The 20,717-nt window shown below is 52.4% G+C and carries 18 protein-coding genes, 1 tRNA gene and 1 pseudogene; 19 read left to right on the top strand and 1 reads right to left on the bottom strand.

What is annotated here, in order from left to right; all coding sequences use genetic code 11:
• Positions 1-36 precede the first annotated feature (36 nt).
• The 7 genes from NST29_RS15830 (at position 37) to NST29_RS15800 (ending at position 6,865) form a co-directional block, all read left to right on the top strand.
• Positions 37-1,509 (top strand): tetratricopeptide repeat protein, encoded by a 1,473-nt coding sequence (locus tag NST29_RS15830; RefSeq protein ID WP_033843085.1) that lies wholly within the window; start codon positions 37-39, stop codon positions 1,507-1,509.
• Between the two features lie 317 nt (positions 1,510-1,826).
• Positions 1,827-2,783 (top strand): thioredoxin-disulfide reductase, encoded by a 957-nt coding sequence (gene trxB / locus NST29_RS15825; RefSeq protein ID WP_033021515.1) that lies wholly within the window; start codon positions 1,827-1,829, stop codon positions 2,781-2,783.
• 416 nt (positions 2,784-3,199) lie between these two features.
• Positions 3,200-3,658 carry an 8-oxo-dGTP diphosphatase gene (locus tag NST29_RS15820; protein ID WP_033021541.1) on the top strand — a complete coding sequence of 153 codons (459 nt, stop codon included), beginning with the start codon at positions 3,200-3,202 and terminating at the stop codon, positions 3,656-3,658.
• An 18-nt stretch (positions 3,659-3,676) separates the two neighbouring features.
• Positions 3,677-4,573: an RNase adapter RapZ gene (rapZ, locus tag NST29_RS15815; RefSeq protein WP_033021514.1), complete on the top strand. Its 897-nt coding sequence runs from the start codon at positions 3,677-3,679 to the stop codon at positions 4,571-4,573.
• On the top strand, positions 4,570-5,523 hold the full coding sequence (locus tag NST29_RS15810; RefSeq protein WP_033021512.1) for a YvcK family protein: 954 nt from the start codon (positions 4,570-4,572) through the stop codon (positions 5,521-5,523). Before rapZ ends, NST29_RS15810 begins: the two co-directional genes overlap by 4 nt.
• 107 nt (positions 5,524-5,630) lie before the next feature.
• Positions 5,631-6,593 (top strand): DNA-binding protein WhiA, encoded by a 963-nt coding sequence (gene whiA / locus NST29_RS15805; RefSeq protein ID WP_061912383.1) that lies wholly within the window; start codon positions 5,631-5,633, stop codon positions 6,591-6,593.
• 14 nt (positions 6,594-6,607) lie between these two features.
• Positions 6,608-6,865 carry an HPr family phosphocarrier protein gene (locus NST29_RS15800; RefSeq protein ID WP_033021507.1) on the top strand — a complete coding sequence of 86 codons (258 nt, stop codon included), beginning with the start codon at positions 6,608-6,610 and terminating at the stop codon, positions 6,863-6,865.
• A gap of 114 nt (positions 6,866-6,979) precedes the next feature.
• On the opposite strand, the gene clpP is transcribed toward NST29_RS15800, so the two are convergent.
• On the bottom strand, positions 6,980-7,570 hold the full coding sequence (gene clpP, locus NST29_RS15795) for an ATP-dependent Clp endopeptidase proteolytic subunit ClpP (protein ID WP_033021504.1): 591 nt from the start codon (positions 7,568-7,570) through the stop codon (positions 6,980-6,982).
• A 347-nt stretch (positions 7,571-7,917) separates the two neighbouring features.
• On the opposite strand from clpP, the gene NST29_RS15790 reads away from it, so the two are divergent.
• The 12 genes and pseudogenes from NST29_RS15790 to NST29_RS15735 all read left to right on the top strand — a co-directional run bounded on the left by NST29_RS15790 (position 7,918) and on the right by NST29_RS15735 (position 20,163).
• Positions 7,918-7,989 (top strand) — tRNA-Arg (locus NST29_RS15790).
• A gap of 232 nt (positions 7,990-8,221) precedes the next feature.
• A complete protein-coding gene (rpoN, locus tag NST29_RS15785; protein WP_061912384.1) occupies positions 8,222-9,529 on the top strand; it encodes an RNA polymerase factor sigma-54 in 1,308 nt (435 codons plus the stop codon).
• Between the two features lie 33 nt (positions 9,530-9,562).
• Positions 9,563-9,808 carry a glutaredoxin family protein gene (locus tag NST29_RS15780; protein WP_061912385.1) on the top strand — a complete coding sequence of 82 codons (246 nt, stop codon included), beginning with the start codon at positions 9,563-9,565 and terminating at the stop codon, positions 9,806-9,808.
• Between the two features lie 123 nt (positions 9,809-9,931).
• Complete coding sequence (locus NST29_RS15775; RefSeq protein ID WP_061912386.1) at positions 9,932-10,972, top strand: sugar-binding domain-containing protein; 1,041 nt, start codon at positions 9,932-9,934, stop codon at positions 10,970-10,972.
• 20 nt (positions 10,973-10,992) lie between these two features.
• On the top strand, positions 10,993-12,000 hold the full coding sequence (gene gap, locus NST29_RS15770; RefSeq protein WP_061912387.1) for a type I glyceraldehyde-3-phosphate dehydrogenase: 1,008 nt from the start codon (positions 10,993-10,995) through the stop codon (positions 11,998-12,000).
• A gap of 122 nt (positions 12,001-12,122) precedes the next feature.
• Entirely contained in the window at positions 12,123-13,307 is a 1,185-nt protein-coding gene (locus NST29_RS15765; protein WP_061912388.1) for a phosphoglycerate kinase, read from the top strand.
• 61 nt (positions 13,308-13,368) lie between these two features.
• Complete coding sequence (tpiA, locus tag NST29_RS15760) at positions 13,369-14,130, top strand: triose-phosphate isomerase (RefSeq protein WP_061912389.1); 762 nt, start codon at positions 13,369-13,371, stop codon at positions 14,128-14,130.
• Positions 14,123-15,658, top strand: coding sequence for a 2,3-bisphosphoglycerate-independent phosphoglycerate mutase (gene gpmI, locus NST29_RS15755; RefSeq protein ID WP_033843087.1), 1,536 nt, complete (start codon positions 14,123-14,125; stop codon positions 15,656-15,658). Before tpiA ends, gpmI begins: the two co-directional genes overlap by 8 nt.
• A 26-nt stretch (positions 15,659-15,684) precedes the next feature.
• On the top strand, positions 15,685-16,977 hold the full coding sequence (gene eno, locus NST29_RS15750; RefSeq protein WP_033843088.1) for a phosphopyruvate hydratase: 1,293 nt from the start codon (positions 15,685-15,687) through the stop codon (positions 16,975-16,977).
• Between the two features lie 193 nt (positions 16,978-17,170).
• Positions 17,171-17,302 (top strand): annotated as a pseudogene (locus NST29_RS15745) (IS256 family transposase); the annotation flags it as partial.
• 18 nt (positions 17,303-17,320) lie between these two features.
• Positions 17,321-18,562 carry an MFS transporter gene (locus tag NST29_RS15740; RefSeq protein WP_033844758.1) on the top strand — a complete coding sequence of 414 codons (1,242 nt, stop codon included), beginning with the start codon at positions 17,321-17,323 and terminating at the stop codon, positions 18,560-18,562.
• 152 nt (positions 18,563-18,714) lie between these two features.
• Positions 18,715-20,163, top strand: a complete 1,449-nt coding sequence (locus tag NST29_RS15735; protein WP_033019592.1) for an IS66-like element ISGst1 family transposase — start codon at positions 18,715-18,717, stop codon at positions 20,161-20,163.
• Positions 20,164-20,717 lie beyond the last annotated feature (554 nt).

Raw genomic sequence — 20,717 nt, 5'->3', positions numbered from 1 at the left:
GTTGTTCGATGAAGTTTGCGAACAACGGAGGATAGAATGGGAAAACGACTGAAGCAACCATCAAGAAAATCGACGATTGTGCCGTTCATTCAGAGCGGGGAGTATTTTTTTAAAAAAGGCATGAAAGCGTACGATCGAGGCGATTTATACAAAGCCAAAAAATATTTGGAGCGTGCCGTCCGTCTTGATGGACGGGACGCTTCGTTCGTTCTGCAGCTCGCTCTTGTCCTGTCGGAACTCGGCGAATACCAAAGTTCCAATCAATGGCTGTTTGCCATCATCCATGATTTGGATGAAACGATGTACGACTGTTTTTACTTTTTGGCCAACAATTTCGCCTGTCTTGGCTTGTTCCAAGAGGCGCGGCAATATGCCGAACACTATTTGACGCATGAACCGGACGGCGAGTTTGCCGACGATGCCGCTGACTTGCTTGAGCTGGTCAAGTTTGACGTTCAAGAGATGACAGAGGAGCAGGAGCAGGTCATGGCTTGGCAGGAGCGGGCTCGCTATTTGCTGGAGCAAGGCGAATTTGCGGAGGCGATCGAGACGCTGAAGGCGATCATCGCCTGCCGCCCGGAATTTTGGCCGGCGCACAACAATTTGGCGCTCGCTTATTTTTACAGCGGCGATGTGGAGCGAGCGCAGCGCCAATTGGAGGAAGTGCTGGCGCACGATCCCGGCAATTTGCATGCGCTTTGCAACGCGCTTGTGTTTGCCCATTATCTGCGCGATGAGCAGCAGACCGCAGCGCTCGGCGACACGTTGGCCGGTTTGTATCCGCTTTTTCGCGAACATCAATACAAGCTGGGCGCGACCATGGCATTAGTCGGGCGTTTCGATGTGGCGTTTCGTTGGCTGCACCGCTTGTACAAATACGGATTTGAGGCCGATGGGCCGTTTTACTATTGGCTGGCTTACGCGGCCTATCATACTGGCCATGAGCCGCTCGCCCGCCAAGTGTGGGAGCGTTTTGCCGCGCTGCATCCGGAAAAGCGTGGGGAAGGGCCTTGGATGGAGCGTACGTTTGGCGACGAGACGCTTGTGCGCATCGTCCGCTGGCTTGAGACAGAAGAATTGGCCGACCAGTTGTACGGGCTGTATTTGTTCAGCCGTTCGCCGCAGGCAGGAAAAGCGGAACTGGCGTTGGCGATCAGTCGCTTGCTTCCATCGGACCCGCGCTTGCGCCCGTTTGCCGACTATTTTCTATTTGGCCGCGCTGACGGTCCCGCCATGCGGGCGGTGAACATCGGTCGCATGATTGATGCGCTTTCGGCGCATAATGAGGAAAAAGAAGCGATCGGTCGCTTCGCCTTTGCGATGGCTATCCGCTTGTCGGCGCAAGATGAACCGTTTGCGAACGGCGCAGCGTGGGCGGCGGCGTTGGAATACCTTTGGCGCCGTCAGCGAGGCGAGCGCGTGACGCAAAAAGGAATGGCCGCCAAATACCGTCTTTCGGTGGCTACAGTGCAAAAATACGTGCGAAAAGCGCGCCGTTTTGATCCATAAACGGCGATGGCCGTCAAACAGACTTTCGCTAATGCAGCGGTCGTTCGAAGCCCTTTCAAAGAGCGAGGGCGGGCGAGGAAACGTTCCATGGGCAGCGGTCGCCCTCTGTTTGAGGATGGACATCACCGCGTGCCGGCGAGGGATTTTGACGAAAACGTTCCACGGGCAACATTTTGTCTTCCACCTGAGGAGGAACTCCGCCGCTCGCCGACGGGATTTGCGCGGAAAACGCCTCGGTATGAGCAAATCAATAGACGTTGGCCGCCGACTCGGATACGATGGAAATGAAGCGACTTTTGAGCGAAGGAGTGGACGTTGTGGCAGATGAAAAGATTTACGATGTCATCATCGCCGGAGCCGGGCCGGCTGGGCTAACGGCGGCTGTGTATACATCGCGCGCCAACTTGTCGACGCTCATGATTGAGCGCGGCGTTCCGGGGGGACAGATGGTCAACACCGAGGAAGTCGAGAACTATCCCGGATTTGAGACGATTCTAGGCCCCGAATTGGCGACGAAAATGTTTGAACACGCCAAAAAATTTGGCGCCGAATACGCTTACGGTGATGTCAAGGAGATCATCGACGGCGAGTCATATAAAACGGTGGTCGTCGGTGACAAACAGTATAAAGCGCGCGCGGTCATTATCGCCACCGGCGCCGAATACAAAAAGCTCGGCGTGCCGGGGGAAGCGGAGCTGGGCGGCCGCGGCGTTTCCTACTGTGCGGTGTGCGACGGGGCATTTTTCAAAGGAAAAGACTTGGTCGTCGTTGGCGGCGGCGATTCAGCGGTCGAGGAAGGCGTCTATTTGACGCGCTTTGCTAGGAAAGTGACGATCGTTCACCGCCGCGACAAGCTGCGGGCGCAAAAAATTTTGCAAGATCGGGCGTTCGCCAATGAGAAAATCGATTTTATCTGGAATCATACGGTCAAACAAATCAACGAAAAGGACGGCAAAGTCGGCAGCGTGACGCTCGTGCATACGGAGACAGGGGAAGAACGCGAATTCCCGTGCGATGGCGTCTTTATTTACATCGGGATGGTGCCGCTCTCGAAGCCGTTTGCCCATCTTGGCATCACAAACGAAAACGGCTATATTGTCACGAACGAAAAAATGGAAACGAAAGTGCCGGGCATTTTTGCCGCTGGCGATGTGCGCGAAAAAACGCTCCGGCAAATCGTGACGGCGACCGGCGACGGCAGCATCGCCGCGCAAAGCGCCCAACATTACGTGGAAGAGTTGAAAGAACAACAGAAGGCGCAACAAGTCCAATAACCGGTCATGAAATCGCAACAAAACCGTAATGGGGATTTAACCCAGCTGTAACACGAATGCAACACAGTTGTCGTATGCTATAAGTAAGTAATTGACCCCCTTTTATATAGATTCTTGCTGTTGGCGCGGGCGTCTGTCCGCGCCTCTTTTTTGTACGCCCGCCTTTGTTGACGAACCGCCGAGAAGGCCGGTGAAAAACGGTTGCTTCTCTTGAGCAATGGGGGAGCGTGTGAAAGGCGATGCCGATGCGGCAGAGCTTTTTCTATTGGAGAAACGAGGTTAGCCGCCCGCTCGTCGCTGTTTCCCGGCGGCTTTCGTTTCCAACCATTTCGCGATTGGAGACGCTTAACTATTTATGGTAAAATGAAAATAGCAACGACTAGACAAAGGGTTGGCTCATAGTTGAGGTGAACGAATTGCAACGGGTGACGAACTGCATATTGTATCAAGACGGTCGCGTATTGCTTTTGCAAAAGCCGAAGCGCGGCTGGTGGGCCGCTCCGGGCGGCAAAATGGAGCCGGGCGAGACGGTGCGTGAAGCGTGCATTCGCGAATACCGGGAAGAGACGGGCATCTACTTGAAACAGCCTCGTCTGAAAGGGGTATTTACGATCGTGATAAAAAACGGAAGCGAGACGGTGTCAGAGTGGATGATGTTTACGTTTTTTGCCGATGAGTTCATCGGGGAAAACGTCGCCTCATCCGAAGAAGGAACGCTCGCTTGGCATGAACTCGAAGCGCTCCCGTCGCTTCCGATGGCTCCGGGCGATTATCATATTGTCGAGTATGCGGTCAAAGGCGATGGGATATTGTATGGAACGTTCGTCTATACGGAAGATTTTGAGTTGCTTTCCTATCGGCTTGACCCGAGCTGACGGAGAGGAGGTGCGGAGATGGGACAAAACGGGGGAGCGCCGCCGATTCAGCTCGTCATTATCACCGGCATGTCCGGGGCGGGGAAAACGGTGGCCATTCAAAGCTTTGAAGACCTCGGTTTTTTTTGCGTTGACAATTTGCCGCCGACGCTATTGCCAAAGTTTTTGGAGCTTGTGAAGGAATCGGGGAACAAAATGAACAAAGTCGCGCTTGTGATGGACTTGCGCAGCCGCGATTTTTTCGACCATTTGTTTGCGGCGCTCGATGAGCTGTCTGAACAAGCGGCGATTGTTCCGCAAATTTTGTTTTTGGATGCGCAAGATTCGACGTTGGTCGCGCGCTATAAAGAAACGCGGCGGACCCATCCGCTCGCGCCGAACGAGCCCCCGCTCGAGGGGATTCGCTTGGAACGGAGGCTGCTGGAGGAAATTAAAGGGCGGGCGCAAATCATTTACGATACGACCGGGCTCAAGCCGCGCGAGCTGCGGGAGAAAATCATCCGCCAGTTTTCAACACACGCGCAGTCCGGATTTACGGTCAACGTCATGTCGTTCGGCTTTAAGTACGGCCTGCCGATTGACGCCGATCTGGTGTTTGATGTGCGCTTTTTGCCGAACCCGCATTACATTGAACATATGCGGCCGAAGACCGGGCTCGATGATGAAGTGTCGTCCTATGTGCTGAAATGGGGAGAAACGCAAAAATTTTTGGAAAAATTGATTGACTTATTGGCGTTCATGCTGCCGTATTACCAGCGCGAAGGAAAAAGCCAGCTGGTGATCGCCATCGGTTGCACCGGCGGGCAGCATCGCTCGGTCGCGTTGGCGGAATATATCGCCCGCCATTTTTCGGCTGACTACAAAACGGTGGTCTCACACCGGGACATCGAGAGGAGAAAGGAAACGAACCGATGAGAGACAAACGAGCAGCGAAATTGGTCGTCATCGGCGGCGGAACAGGGCTTCCCGTGTTGTTGCGGGGGCTCAAGCAATATTCGCTCGATTTGACTGCGATTGTCACCGTTGCCGATGACGGGGGAAGCTCCGGCCGGCTGCGTGATGAGCTGCGCGTCCCGCCGCCGGGGGACGTGCGCAATGTGTTGGCGGCGCTGTCTGACGTCGAACCGCTCATTGTCGAGCTGTTTCAGCATCGTTTTCAAAACGGCAACGGCTTATCCGGCCATTCGCTCGGCAATTTAATCTTGGCGGCGCTCACTTCGATCACCGGCGACTTTATGAAGGCGATTCGCGAGATGAGCAAAGTGCTCAATGTGCGCGGCCAAGTGTTGCCGGCGGCCAACAAAAGCGTCGTGCTGCACGCCGAGATGGAAGATGGATCCATCGTCTCCGGGGAGTCAAAAATTCCGGATGCGGGAAAAAAAATCAAGAGGGTGTTTTTGACCCCGCAAGATATTGAACCGCTGCCGGAAACCGTTGAGGCGATTCGGAGCGCCGATTTGATTGTCATCGGCCCGGGGAGCTTGTACACGAGCATTTTGCCGAATTTGCTCGTGCCGAAAATCGGGCAGGAAGTGTGCAAAGCCAAGGCGAAAAAAGTATATATATGCAACATTATGACCCAGGCCGGCGAGACGCCGCACTATACGGTGAGCGACCATGTGGAGGCGCTTCACGCTCATCTTGGCGGCCCGTTTTTGGACGCGGTGATCGTCAATAACGGGACGATTCCCGAAGCGATCCGCCACCGCTACGAAGCGGAGCGGGCTGAGCCGGTGCGCGACGACAGCAGCGGGCTTTCATTGCAAGTCATCCGCGAGGACATCGTTGCGTATGAAGATGGAGTGATCCGCCATAATACGGCGAAAGTCGCCGCCCTTCTTCTCGGGCTTCTTCCCCGCCATTAGGTTGCGGGGGAAGAAGTTCACCGCCTGTCAGGCGCTGCTTCCAATGGACGCGCCGAAGATGGCACCTCCAACCGGCCGATGCGGGGAACGAATGGAGGTGGAGTACCGTGTCTTTCGCATCCGAAACGAAAAAGGAACTGACCCATTTAGAATTGAAGCCTTGCTGCTTGCGGGCGGAGCTGTCGGCTTTGCTGCGCATGAACGGTTCTTTGTCGTTTTCCGGCGGGCGGATGATCGTTGACGTTCAGACCGAAAACGCGGCGATCGCCCGGCGTATTTATACGTTGCTGAAAAAAGGGTATGAGGCCGCCGTTGAATTGTTGGTGCGCAAAAAAATGCGGCTGAAAAAAAACAACGTGTATATCGTCCGCATCACTGACGGTGCAGCCTCTTTGCTTCGCGAGCTCCACATCATCGACAGCGGCTTTTCGCTCATCCGTGATATTTCCCCAGAGCTCGTCAAGAAGAAATGCTGCAAACGTTCCTATTTGCGCGGAGCGTTTTTGGCCGGCGGTTCAGTGAACAATCCCGAGACGTCGTCGTATCATTTGGAGATTTTTTCCTTATACGAAGAGCATAATCACTCTCTATGTGAATTAATGAACAGATACTTTTTCTTAAACGCCAAAACGTTGGAACGAAAAAAGGGGTTTATTACGTATTTAAAAGAGGCGGAGAAAATTGCCGAGTTTCTCAACATCATCGGCGCACATCAGGCGCTGCTCCGCTTTGAAGACATCCGCATCGTCCGCGACATGCGCAACTCGGTCAACCGGCTCGTCAACTGCGAAACAGCCAACTTAAACAAAACGATCGGCGCTGCGCTCCGGCAAGTTGAAAACATCCGGTACATCGATGAGACGATCGGGCTCGATTCACTGCCGGAAAAGCTGCGGGAAATCGCCAAACTGCGCATCGAACATCAAGACGTGACCTTGAAGGAGCTTGGCGAGATGGTGACGGGCGGAAAAATCAGCAAATCCGGCATCAACCACCGGCTGCGCAAAATCGATGAAATCGCGGAGCGGCTGCGGGCGGGGAAGCCGATCGATTTCCATAAATCGCTGTGAAGGGGAGATGGAGAATGGTCGAAAAACAAGTCGAAGTGAAATTAAAAACCGGGCTGCAGGCGCGCCCGGCAGCGCTGTTCGTCCAAGAAGCGAACCGTTTTTCCGCCGACGTGTTTTTAGAGAAGGACGGAAAACGGGTCAACGCGAAAAGCATCATGGGATTGATGAGCCTAGCGGTCGGCCATGGCGCGGTCATTACGCTCATTGCCGACGGCCCGGATGAGCAAGAGGCGGTCGAAAAATTGGCGGCTTATGTGCAAAAAGAGAAGTAAAAGAGGCGCCGCGCTCCGGCTCGTTGGTCGGCCTCGCCTCATCAAGGGAAGCGCTGACAAGACGAAAGGGTGTCCCAACACATCGCGGGACACCCTTTTGATGCGGAACCGGCATTATTTTTCATCAGCGCGCGTCAACACGCGGTCGATAATGCCGTATTCCTGCGCTTTTTGCGCCGTCATGAAGTTGTCGCGGTCGGTATCGCGCTCGATTACTTCGAGCGGCTGGCCGGTGTTTTCCGATAAGATGCGGTTCAATTTGTCGCGCAGGAACAAAATGCGCTTCGCCGCGATCTCGATTTCCGTCGCCTGCCCTTGAGCGCCGCCGAGCGGCTGGTGAATCATGACTTCGCTGTTCGGCAGAGCGAATCGTTTCCCTTTTGCGCCAGCGGCCAGCAAAAACGCCCCCATGGAAGCGGCCATGCCGATGCAAATCGTCGAGACATCCGGCTTGATGAACTGCATCGTGTCGTAAATGGCTAAGCCGGCTGTGATCGAGCCGCCCGGGCTATTGATGTACAAGGAAATGTCTTTGTCCGGGTCTTCCGCCGCCAAAAACAACAGCTGCGAGACGATCGAGTTGGCCACTTGATCGTCGATCGGGCTGCCGAGGAAAATAATGCGGTCTTTCAACAGCCGCGAGTAAATGTCATACGCCCGCTCCCCGCGGTTAGTTTGCTCAATAACGGTAGGAATTAAATACATGCCAAACGCCTCCTTTTCCTAGTCAACCAATCGATATGTACGTTTTCATCATACATGAATGGTCAATGAAGGTCAAACAAAACGCCTTCTCCTTCACCATACATATTCGCGAACAGCGGTCGTCATCCCTCTTTTCATCATAACCGCTTTTTTCTTTTTTTAATCGCCACATGTGCCATGCGCGATGGCGCGCCTTCGTGCCAGAGGATCGAGCCGCGCAACAAACGAAGTGCTAGCACGCGTTTCCAATGATTCCTTTTTGTTTATTTCATTTTTCCTCTTGCATTTTTTACGAATCATGCTATAATGGAACATGCAACGGAACGGAAAAACAAATTTGACAACATGCCCTCGTAGTGTAGTGGATAGCACGAGAGATTCCGGTTCTCTTAGCGTGGGTTCGAATCCTGCCGAGGGCGTTCCAATTATCCGACAAGTTCGGATTGAGATTCCCAAATCCCTTGATACGACCGCGTTTGCGGTCGTTTTTCATTTTTTGGGAATCCCGAAAAAAACGATAGAATCCGAAGGCAAGTACAACTTTTGATGAGAGTTTTTTTCAACGTGTGTACTGCGCGGAAGGACCGTCAAAAATTTCTCCTACCTCCTCCCCTTCCCGTCGTGTACAATAAAAGAAAAGGGGGCGTGACGATGAGGGCGGAGTTAAGGCAGGAGCAGCGGCTGCAGTTGGCGCTGACAAAGGAACTTGTGCAGGCGATTGAACTGCTTCAGTATTCCGCGGTGGATTTGGAAGCGTTTTTATATGAGCGGTCGCTGGAAAACCCGTTTTTGGAAATTCGCCGCAGCCGGGGGCGGCAGCGGGCCCATCGGACGGAACGGGATCAAAAGCAGTGGCTGGAGAACATCGGGGCCCGGCAGGAGACGCTCGTCGGCCATTTGCTTTCACAGCTGCCTTCGCTCAAGCTGGCCGATCGGGATGAGCGCATCGTTCGTTGTCTCATCGCTTCGCTTGATGAGGACGGCTATTTGCGTGTCCCGCTCGTTGAGCTGGCGGCGCAATTTTCTGCGTCAGAACAAGAGATGGAGCGGGGACTGCGCCTCGTTCAGTCGCTCGACCCACCGGGAGTCGGGGCGCGTGATTTGGCCGAGTGCCTTCGTTTGCAGCTCGAACGCCTTCCAGAGCGCGACGAGCTGGCGGAAACGATCGTCCGCTGCCATTTTGTCCCCTTTGCGGAAAAGTCGTGGAAAACGTTGGCCAAGCAGCTTGGCGTCGGTCTTGGCGAACTGCAGCGCGTCTTTGAGCTCATTCGCTCGCTCGAGCCGCGGCCGGGCATTCACTATTCGAGCGACAAACCGCCTTTAGTAGTGCCGGATGTGATCGTCGCCAGGGGGGCGGATGGAGACTGGGTGGTCGCCTACAATGACGACATCCATCCGGAGCTCGGGTGGAACCGGGAGTACGAGCAGCGCATTGCCGCCTCCGGCGACCGGCAGGCCGAACAGTTTATCAAAGAAAAATATCGGCAGTTTGCGTGGCTCGCGAAAAGTCTGGAACAGCGCAAGCAGACGCTGCTTCAGCTAATGGCGGTCATCGTGGAACGGCAGCGCCCGTGCTTCGAATTCGGGCTGTCCGCGCTCAAACCGATGACGATGCGCGAGGTGGCCGAGGAACTGGGGGTGCATGAATCGACGGTGAGCCGCGCGGTGCGCTATAAATATGCGCAAACGCCGTTCGGCACGGTCGAGCTGCGCCGCTTTTTTTCGAGCGCCGCTACCGCCGAGGCGACAGATGAGGCCGCTTCGTCGACCCAAGTGAAAGCGATCATCCAAGAGCTGATCGCCGCCGAAGACCCGCAAGCACCGCTTTCCGACCAGCAGCTCGCCGATTTGCTTCACGAACGGCACGGCATCGCCATCTCGCGGCGAACGGTGACGAAGTACCGCGAGCAGCTGCGCATTCCGTCCTCGGCGAAGCGGAAACAATACACGAACTTGTAAATCATGAATAAGATGGAAGAAGGGGAGAAGCTCATGCACATTCGTTTGTATACGAAAACCAACTGCCCGCTTTGTGAAAAAGCCAAAGCGGTGTTGATGGAGCTGCAGGCGGACATGGCCTTTACGATCGAAGAAATCGATATTTATCAAGATGATGCGCTGCTCGAAAAATACCAGCTGATGATTCCCGTCGTGGAACTCAGCGGCGAGACAATCGCCTATGGAATGATTGAAAAAGAAACAGTGAGAAAACGGTTGCGGGCGGCGCAAAACAGTTGAACGCCCCGCCGCCTCCTGTTATAATGGACATGGCGCGGGAGGAATTTTTTATGAAGTGGTGGGACATAATATGTCACACCGGGACATATAACGTCCCTATGTCAAACCGAGGAGAAAGAGCCGATGCGATCGTTATTAGAGGCGCAAAAAAAATTATTGCCTGATTTGCTTGAAATTATGCAAAAACGGTACGAGATTCTGCATTCGATTTCCCTTATGGCGCCGATCGGGCGGCGGGCGCTGGCAGCGAGCCTCGGTATGAGCGAGCGGGTGCTCCGGTCGGAAACGGAGTTTTTAAAAGGGCAAAACTTGCTTTCGGCCGATGTGTCGGGGATGCGGCTGACGGAGGAAGGCCGCGAGCTCCTGCAAACGCTCAATGATTTTATGCGGGAGGCGCTCGGGCTCAAAGAGCTGGAGATGGCGCTGCAGCAGCGGCTGAATATTGCCCGTGTCGTCGTGGTGGCGGGGGATAGCGACCGTTCTCCTTGGGTAAAAAAAGAAATGGGAAGAGCGTGCGTCGCCTGCATGAAAGAACAGCTCCGGCCCGGAGATATTGTCGCCGTGGCTGGCGGAACGACGATGGCGGCGGTCGCGGAGATGATGACGCCGGATGCGAAGCTGCATGACGTGCTGTTCGTGCCGGCGCGCGGCGGGCTTGGCGAAGACGTGGAGAATCAAGCCAACACCATTTGCGCCAAAATGGCGGAAAAAGCCACTGGCCGTTACCGCCTTCTTCATGTCCCTGACCACTTGAGCGATGAAGCGTACGCCTCGCTTGTCGAAGAGCCGGCAGTGAAAGAAGTGTTGGAGCTCATCCAATCGTGCCGCATGGTCGTCCACGGCATCGGTGAAGCGTTGACGATGGCCAAGCGGCGGAACACACGGCCTGCCGAGATGGAAACCATTATCGACCGCCATGCGGTCGCCGAAGCGTTTGGTTATTATTTCAACGAACGCGGCGACGTCGTGCATAAAGTGAAAACGGTCGGCATTCAACTGGAACATCTCCCGCATGTCGAGCATGTCATTGCCGTTGCCGGAGGGGCGTCGAAAGCCAAAGCCATTCGCGCCTACATGAAACAGGCCCCGCGTTCGCTCTTGGTGACGGACGAAGGAGCCGCAAAAGCGTTAGTAGGGGAGATTTCTCCCTTGCCGATATTTTAAATCTCAAGGAGGAGAACGACATGGCAGTAAAAGTTGGGATTAACGGATTTGGCCGCATCGGGCGCAACGTGTTCCGCGCGGCATTGAAAAACCCGAACATCGAAGTGGTGGCGGTCAACGATTTAACGGACGCCAATACGTTGGCGCATTTGTTAAAATATGACTCCGTCCATGGTCAGCTTGACGCGGAAGTGTCAGTGAACGGCAACAACTTGGTCGTCAACGGCAAAGAAATCATCGTCAAAGCGGAACGTGATCCAGCGCAATTGGCCTGGGGCGAAATCGGTGTTGACATCGTCGTCGAATCGACCGGCCGCTTCACGAAACGCGAAGACGCCGCGAAACATTTGGAAGCGGGCGCGAAAAAAGTGATCATTTCCGCTCCGGCGAAAAACGAAGACATCACGATCGTCATGGGCGTCAACCAAGACAAATACGATCCGCAGACCCATCATGTCATCTCGAACGCTTCGTGCACGACGAACTGCTTGGCGCCGTTTGCGAAAGTGCTGCACGAAAAATTCGGCATCGTCCGCGGCATGATGACGACCGTTCACTCGTATACGAACGACCAACAAATTTTGGACTTGCCGCATAAAGATTTGCGCCGGGCCCGCGCGGCGGCAGAATCGATCATCCCGACGACGACGGGTGCCGCCAAGGCTGTTGCCCTTGTTTTGCCGGAATTGAAAGGCAAATTGAACGGCATGGCGATGCGCGTGCCAACGCCGAACGTATCGGTCGTTGACTTGGTCGCTGAGCTGGAAAAAGAAGTGACGGTCGAAGAAGTGAACGCGGCATTGAAAGCAGCAGCCGAGGGCGAGCTGAAAGGCATTTTGGCTTACAGCGAAGAGCCGCTTGTTTCGCGCGACTACAACGGCAACCCGGCGTCATCGACGATCGATGCGCTGTCGACGATGGTCATTGAAGGCAAAATGGTCAAAGTCGTTTCGTGGTACGACAACGAAACGGGCTATTCGCATCGCGTCGTAGATCTGGCCGCCTACATTGCCTCCAAAGGGCTGTAAGACCGGCTCGGCATTGAGTTTTTCATTCATTCAAGTCTATAATAGGAAAATAGAGGGGAGCGGGGAAATGATCCCCTCTCCTTTTCCTTTGTCGAAACTGCAGTCAAAAGGGGGCACGAACGATGAACAAGAAGACGATTCGCGATGTTGAGGTGAGAGGAAAACGCGTCTTTTGCCGCGTCGATTTTAACGTGCCGATGGAAGAGGGCGCGATCACCGATGATACGCGCATTCGCGCCGCACTCCCGACGATTCGCTATTTGATCGAAAACGGAGCGAAAGTCATTTTGGCGAGCCACCTCGGCCGCCCGAAAGGAAAAGTCGTCGAGGAGCTTCGTCTCGATGCAGTCGCTAAACGGCTTGGCGAATTGCTTGGGCGCCCGGTCGCGAAAACGGATCACGTCGTCGGCGATGAGGTGAACGCGGCGGTTGCCCGCTTGCAAGAAGGCGATGTACTCTTGCTTGAGAACGTCCGCTTTGAACCGGGCGAAGAGAAAAACGATCCCGAGCTGGCCAAAGCGTTGGCCGGGTTGGCCGATCTGTATGTCAACGATGCGTTCGGCGCCGCCCACCGCGCTCACGCGTCAACGGAAGGGATCGCCCATCACTTGCCGGCGGTCGCTGGCTTTTTGATGGAAAAAGAACTCGAAGTGCTCGGCAAGGCGCTCTCGAATCCGGATCGCCCGTTTACGGCGATTATCGGCGGCGCGAAAGTGAAAGACAAAATCGGCGTCATCGACAACTTGCTCGATAAAGTCGACAACTTGATCATCGGCGGCGGGCTGGCGTATACGTTCGTGAAAGCGCTCGGCCATGACGTCGGCAAGTCGCTGCTTGAAGAAGATAAAATCGAGCTGGCGAAATCGTTTATGGAAAAAGCAAAAGAAAAAGGCGTCCGTTTTTACATGCCGGTTGACGTTGTCGTTGCGGATCGGTTCGCCAACGACGCCAATACGAAAGTCGTGCCGATCGACGCGATCCCAAGCGATTGGGAGGCGCTTGACATCGGGCCAAAAACGCGCGAATGGTACCGCGATGTCATTCGCCAGTCCAAGCTTGTCGTTTGGAACGGCCCGATGGGCGTCTTTGAAATGGAGACGTTCGCCCAAGGGACAAAAGCGGTTGCCCAAGCATTGGCGGAAGCGACCGACACGTATTCGGTCATCGGCGGCGGGGACTCAGCGGCGGCGGTGGAAAAATTCGGCTTGGCGGAAAAAATGGATCATATTTCCACGGGCGGCGGCGCCTCGCTTGAGTTTATGGAAGGCAAGCAGCTGCCCGGGGTCGTGGCGTTAAACGATAAATGACCGATCGCGCCCAATGGGGCGAATGGCGGCGGACGCCGCTTAGCGAAAGGAAAGGTGAACGATGAGAAAACCGATCATTGCAGGCAACTGGAAAATGCATAAAACGTTGGCGGAAGCTGTTCAGTTTGTCGAGGAAGTGAAAGGGCAGATACCGCCCAAGGCGGAAGTCGATTCTGTCATTTGTGCGCCGTTTTTGTTTTTAGAGCGGTTAGTGCAAAATACAAACGGCACCGATTTGCAAATCGGGGCGCAAAACATGCATTTTGCCGACCAAGGGGCGTACACCGGCGAAGTGAGCCCGGTCATGCTCAAAGACATCGGCGTTACGTATGTCATCCTCGGCCATTCCGAGCGCCGGCAAATGTTTGCCGAGACGGATGAGACGGTGAACAAAAAAGTGTTGGCGGCCTTCACCCGTGGGCTTATACCGATTATTTGCTGCGGAGAGACGCTCGAAGAACGGGAAGCTGGGCAGACGAACGCCGTCGTCGCTTCACAAGTGGAAAAAGCGCTCGCGGGATTGACGCCGGACCAAGTGAAGCAAGCGGTTATCGCCTATGAGCCGATTTGGGCGATCGGCACCGGCAAATCGTCAACCGCCGAAGACGCGAATGAGGTTTGCGGCCATATTCGTTCGGTCGTCTCGCGCTTGTTTGGCCCGGAAGCGGCAGAAGCGATCCGCATCCAATACGGCGGCAGCGTCAAGCCGGACAACATCCGCGATTTTCTGGCGCAAGAGCATATTGATGGCGCGTTAGTCGGCGGCGCGAGCCTCGAGCCGGCTTTGTTCCTGCAATTGGTGGAGGTGGGGCGCCATGAGTAAAAAACCGGTTGCCCTCATCATTTTGGACGGGTTTGCGCTGCGCGAGGAGACGTACGGCAATGCGGTCGCCCAAGCGAAAAAGCCGAACTTTGACCGCTATTGGAACGAGTATCCGCACGCGACATTGAAAGCGTGCGGCGAGGCGGTCGGGCTGCCGGAAGGGCAAATGGGCAACTCGGAGGTCGGACATTTGAACATCGGCGCCGGCCGCATCGTCTACCAAAGCTTGACGCGGGTGAACATCGCCATTCGCGAAGGCGAGTTTGACCGCAATGAAACGTTTTTGGCGGCGATGAACCATGTGAAGCAGCATGGGACGAGCTTGCATTTGTTCGGCTTGCTTTCCGACGGCGGGGTGCACAGCCATATTCACCATTTGTACGCTCTTTTGCACCTAGCGGCGAAAGAAGGCGTGAAGCGCGTGTACATCCACGGCTTTTTGGACGGCCGCGACGTCGGCCCGCAAACGGCGCCGCAATACATCAAAGAACTGCAAGAAAAAATCAAGGAATACGGCGTCGGCGAAATCGCAACGTTATCGGGCCGCTACTACTCGATGGACCGCGACAAGCGGTGGGACCGCGTGGAAAAAGCGTATCGGGCCATGGTGTACGGCGAAGGCCCGACGTACCGCGATCCGCTTGAATGCATTGAAGACTCCTATAAGCATGGCATTTACGACGAATTCGTCCTGCCGTCGGTCATCGTCCGTGAAGACGGCCAGCCGGTGGCGACGATTCAAGACAACGACGCGATCATCTTCTATAATTTCCGCCCCGACCGGGCGATCCAAATTTCAAACACGTTCACGAACGAAGATTTTCGTGAGTTTGACCGGGGGCCAAAGCATCCGAAGCATTTGTTCTTTGTCTGCTTGACGCATTTCAGTGAAACGGTGAAAGGGTACGTGGCGTTCAAGCCGACGAACCTTGACAACACGCTTGGCGAAGTGTTGTCGCAGCACGGCTTGCGCCAATTGCGCATCGCCGAGACGGAAAAATATCCGCACGTGACGTTTTTCATGAGCGGCGGCCGCGAAGAGAAGTTTCCGGGCGAAGACCGGATTTTGATCAACTCGCCGAAAGTGGCAACGTACGACCTAAAGCCGGAAATGAGCGCCTATGAAGTGACGGACGCGCTGCTGAAAGAGATTGCGGCTGATAAGTACGATGCGATCATCTTGAACTACGCGAACCCGGATATGGTTGGCCATTCGGGCAAACTCGAACCGACGATCAAAGCGGTGGAAGCCGTTGATGAGTGCCTCGGCAAAGTGGTCGATGCCATTTTGGCCAAAGGCGGCATCGCGATCATTACCGCCGACCACGGCAACGCTGATGAAGTGTTGACGCCAGATGGCAAGCCGCAAACGGCCCATACGACGAATCCGGTGCCGGTGATTGTCACTAAACACGGCATCGAGCTGCGCAAAGACGGCATTTTAGGCGATTTGGCGCCGACGATGCTCGATTTGCTTGGCTTGCCGCAGCCGAAAGAAATGACCGGAAACACGTTAATCTTGAAATAACCAACATCGAAAAGGAGAGTGTCGATATGTCTGCGATTATTGATGTGTATGCGCGTGAAGTGCTCGATTCGCGCGGCAACCCAACCGTAGAAGTAGAAGTATATACGGAAGAAGGCGGCTTCGGCCGCGCGCTCGTGCCAAGCGGCGCCTCAACCGGGGAATATGAAGCCGTTGAACTGCGTGACGGCGACAAAAACCGCTACCTCGGCAAAGGGGTATTAAAAGCGGTGGAGAACGTCAACGAAGTGATCGCACCGGAGATCATCGGCTTAGAAGTCACCGACCAAGTGGCGATCGACCGCGCGTTGATTGAACTTGATGGCACGGAAAACAAAGGGAAACTTGGCGCGAACGCCATTTTAGGCGTGTCGCTCGCCGTCGCCCGCGCGGCAGCGGACGAACTCGGCCTGCCGCTGTACCAATACTTGGGCGGCTTTAACGCCAAAACGCTGCCGGTGCCGATGATGAACATTTTAAACGGCGGCGCGCATGCGGACAACAACGTTGATATTCAAGAATTCATGATCATGCCGGTCGGCGCGGAAAACTTCCGCGAAGCGCTGCGCATGGGGGCGGAAATTTTCCACAGCTTAAAAGCGGTGCTAAAAGCGAAAGGCTACAATACCGCTGTCGGTGACGAAGGCGGATTTGCCCCGAACTTGAAATCGAACGAAGAAGCGCTGCAAACGATCATCGAAGCGATCGAAAAAGCCGGCTACAAACCGGGCGAACAAGTGATGCTCGCGATGGACGTCGCGTCGTCCGAGCTGTACAACAAAGAAGACGGCAAATACCACCTCGAAGGCGAAGGCGTCGTCAAAACGTCAGAAGAAATGGTCGCTTGGTATGAAGAGCTCGTCTCGAAATATCCGATCATCTCGATCGAAGACGGGCTCGATGAAAACGACTGGGAAGGCCATAAACTGCTCACCGAGCGGCTCGGCCGCAAAGTGCAGCTCGTCGGCGACGATTTGTTCGTGACGAACACGAAAAAATTGGCGGAAGGCATTGAAAAAGGCGTCGGCAACTCGATCTTAATTAAAGTCAACCAAATCGGCACGCTGACCGAAACGTTCGATGCCATCGAAATGGCGAAACGCGCCGGCTACACGGCGGTCATCTCGCACCGCTCCGGCGAAACGGAAGACAGCACGATCGCCGACATCGCGGTGGCGACAAACGCCGGCCAAATCAAAACCGGAGCACCGTCGCGCACGGACCGCGTCGCGAAATACAACCAATTGCTTCGCATTGAGGACGAGCTCGGCCACACGGCCATTTACCAGGGCATCCGCTCGTTTTACAATTTGAAAAAATAACAGAAACAGGCGTCCCTAACGGAGGGGGCGCCTGTTGTTTTTGATGGAGGCAAAAGGGCGCTGAATGGCTGGCGGTGATCAAGACGTCTTGACGCATTCAGGAAAACTGCGCCTCTCCATCTCATAATTTGTAGAAAATTGTCTAATTTTCAGGAATAGTTTTTGTTGTTTTTTATTTTTAGAATAGAATTGGATGAACCGTTTGAGCAGTTTAGAAGCCGCGGAAAAAGTCGTGTATTTGACGATCCAAGATTTTAATGAGAAATGGGCAGGGCGAACGTTGCGAGGATTTGCCGAAGCACAGGAAGCGCTTCAACGAATTTTTGTTCTGTTTCACAAGTGCATGACATGCCTAGTCTCAATCTTTTTAAGGGGGATCATTTTGAACGCTACAAAATTTTGCATAGCAACGTTTCTTTCCAACTTGGGGGACATCATATACAGTGTTGTTATAGCTTGGTATATTGCTGACGTTTTACAATCAGGTTTTTTGATGGGAGCAGTTTTATTTTCCTTAGGTTTGTCGAGATTTATTGCTGGGCTTCTTTGCGGACCGGTTATTGATCGAATAGGGGCAAAGTTGTTTCTGTGGTTGTCAGACATAATAAGGGCAATCATTGTGTTAGTTTTGGCTATTCTGTTATGGGATCATACTGTCTCTTTTGTCATTCTCATAATGGTCTCCGTTTTGTTTGGAGCGATTGATGCTTTTTATTGGTCAGCCTCAGAATCAATAAAGCCAAGATTAGTCGCTACTGAATATTTAAGTCGTCTCAATAGTCAATACTTCACTGTTGTAAGAACAACGATCATTTTGGGTCCTTTAATCGCCGCTTGGATGGTTGAATCAATCTCAATCGAACGTTCTTTGATCGCCATGTCTATCTTATATGTATTTTCAACTTTTTTCATTTTGTTTATTGATTCTAAAAATAGTCATCTTGAAAATATGAACGACAATAATGACAACACTTCTTACTTTTCGGATTTACGACTCGGTTTTAGTTTTTTGAATAGACAAAAAATGTTTTTTTATTTGGTGATAACTATGTTTTTTGTAAATATTGGAGCAAACGGGGTTAATGTACTGTTCCCTTTTTTAGCTAAAAATGTTAGTGATGATGCTAAGTATTTAGGATATATATATTCATCGATGTCAATGGGAAGTTTGTTAACTGGTTTAATCTTTTCAGTTAATAGCATTCAGAAGGTTGAATTGAAGGTTATATATTTCTCTTTTCTTTTACAAGCTGCTGGTATTGCCGCACTATGTTTCACCCAACACTTTTTGATTATTCTAATTTTCGTTTTCGTAATTGGCTTAATGACTGGTTTTATAGGAGTCCTTATACCTACTTTTGTTCAACGTTCTGTGCCTATTCATTTATTAGGAAGAGTGAATAGTATTATGATGGCAATTTCAATGCTTTCAACGCCAGTAGCCCAGTTTATTTTTGGGGTCAGTGTTGATTATTTCAATATAAAATATCTTTTCTTCATTGCAGGTGCTTTGGGTATAGTTACTAGTTTATGTTCGTTATTAATTAATGAGAGAAAAGGTGCGCCAAGAGAAACTGTAATGTAAAGGAGGTGTTAAGCTTGAATATATTAGTTGGCGTTACAGGTTCTTCAGGAGTTGTTGAACTGTAACTATTCAGCCACATCATAAAGTGAGCTGAATATTTTTTGCTTTTCCTGTCCATGATGTGAATATTGATAGACAAGGAGGTGAATCGCATGTTGACGGTACAACAAGCTGTATTTACAGTTGAAAGCTTAATCAGCAAAGCCCAACAACAAAAGCAGCTCATTACTCACCAACAACAAGTCATTGAGCAACTGTTGAAAGAAAACAAACAGCTACGCAAAGAAAATGAACAACTGAAGTACCGTGTTCAAGAGCTGGAAGCACGCACGAAAAAAAACAGCTCCAATAGCCATTTGCCCCCATCTTCTGACCGTTTTGAGAAAAAGCGTTCCTCCCGCGAGCCGTCTGGCAAAAAGCTTGGTGGGCAAGAGGGACATGAGGGGAAGACGCTCCGTCAAGTGGAACATCCACATCATCGTGTCGTCCACCGTGTGCATACGTGTCAAGGATGTGGAGCTTCTTTGCGTGAAGTCAAACCGTTCAAAGTCGATATCCGTCAAGTGTTTGATGTCCCTCCTGTGGCGATCGAGGTGACACAACATGAACGTGAAGTGAAATCGTGTCCACATTGTCGATGCGTGCAACAAGCCGAATTCCCATCCCATGTCACGAATCATGTGCAATACGGTCCACGGCTCACGGCGCTCGTTGTTTATTTACATCATATCCAATTGATCCCGTACAAGCGTTTAAGTGATACAATCGAAGCGTTATATCAACACTCGATTAGTACGGGAACTCTTGCCAATATGGTGAAACGAGGACGCGAATCGTTGGAATCCAATATGGACATCATCGAAGACGCCTTACTTGAATCCAACATCCTGCATGTCGATGAAACGAGTTTGCGCATCAATGGGAAACTCGCATGGGTGCATGTCGCGTGTACATCGAGATATACATACTTGGCTCCTCACGCTTCTCGTGGAAAAAAAGCGACCGATGATATCGGGATTCTTCCCCGATATGAAGGGACGATGATGCACGATGCGTTCGGTACGTATCCGAAATACACACATGCCACCCATGCCCTTTGTCATGCCCACCATTTGCGTGAGTTAAAAGGATTCATCGAACAGGGGCATACGTGGGCGATGCGCATGACCACGTTTCTGTTAGCCGCCAAGCAAGCCGTCGAAGCCCATCACGGTGCACTTTCCGAAGAAGAAGCGAGACGGTGGGAACGAGTGTATGATCGCATCCTAGAAAGAGCACAACACCGATTAGAAACGATGACGCCTCTTCCGAAAAAAGCACTCGCTTTTGTTCGACGCCTTCAAAAACGAAAGGAAGAAGCGCTGCGTTTCTTACGTGAAGTACATGTTCCCTTTGATAACAACCAAGCCGAACGCGATCTTCGCATGGTCAAAGTCAAAGAGAACATTTCGGGTACGTTTCGCGAAGAAACATTCGCGCAGTCGTTTTGCATCGCAAGAAGCATCGTTTCCACACTGACGAAACACGAAAAAAACGTGTGGGATTCGTTATGTCTTCTGTTGGCAGGCGAAACGATCGATCGAGTTCTTTCCGCTACCTAGGGCATTTTCTATGACCGAAATGCCCTATTTGTGCTGGGCTTTTTTATACACTAGCACTGGGGTGAATAGTTACGTTGAACTACCTATGTATTTACGAGTTTTTAGAGAAAAACTAGATGCTAACATTAGACTAGTTTGTACATCGAACGTTCAGAAATTTATTGATGTCAATTTTTTGGCGGCGCACGCTGATGCTCCTGCGTATCAGGATATGTACGATTTTCCAAAGGAGTATACACGAAATAGAGTTCCTCATTCCTTTTTACATGACTGGGCGGATATTTTCATCATTTTGCCTTGTACTGCTAATACTTTAGCGAAGTGTGCAAACGGAGTAGCTGATAATTTGTTAACCATGCTGGTTTTATGCTCTCCAAGACCTGTTGTCTTTTTCCCAAATATGGGCCAAACATGTGGGATGCAAAAGTTACACAATACAATGCTAAAAAGCTGATCAGTTTTGGACATAAAGTTGTATTTCCTAGTGGAAATGCATGGATAACTGCAACCGGAGAAAAAGTAGATTATGGACATGTACCTCCCCCATATACAGT

This window comes from Geobacillus sp. FSL W8-0026 (genome assembly GCF_037966255.1).
Taxonomy (GTDB): Bacteria; Bacillota; Bacilli; order Bacillales; family Anoxybacillaceae; genus Geobacillus; species Geobacillus icigianus.
The sequence above is the reverse complement of the archived record's forward strand: the minus strand, read 5'-3'. Positions and strand labels throughout refer to the sequence as shown.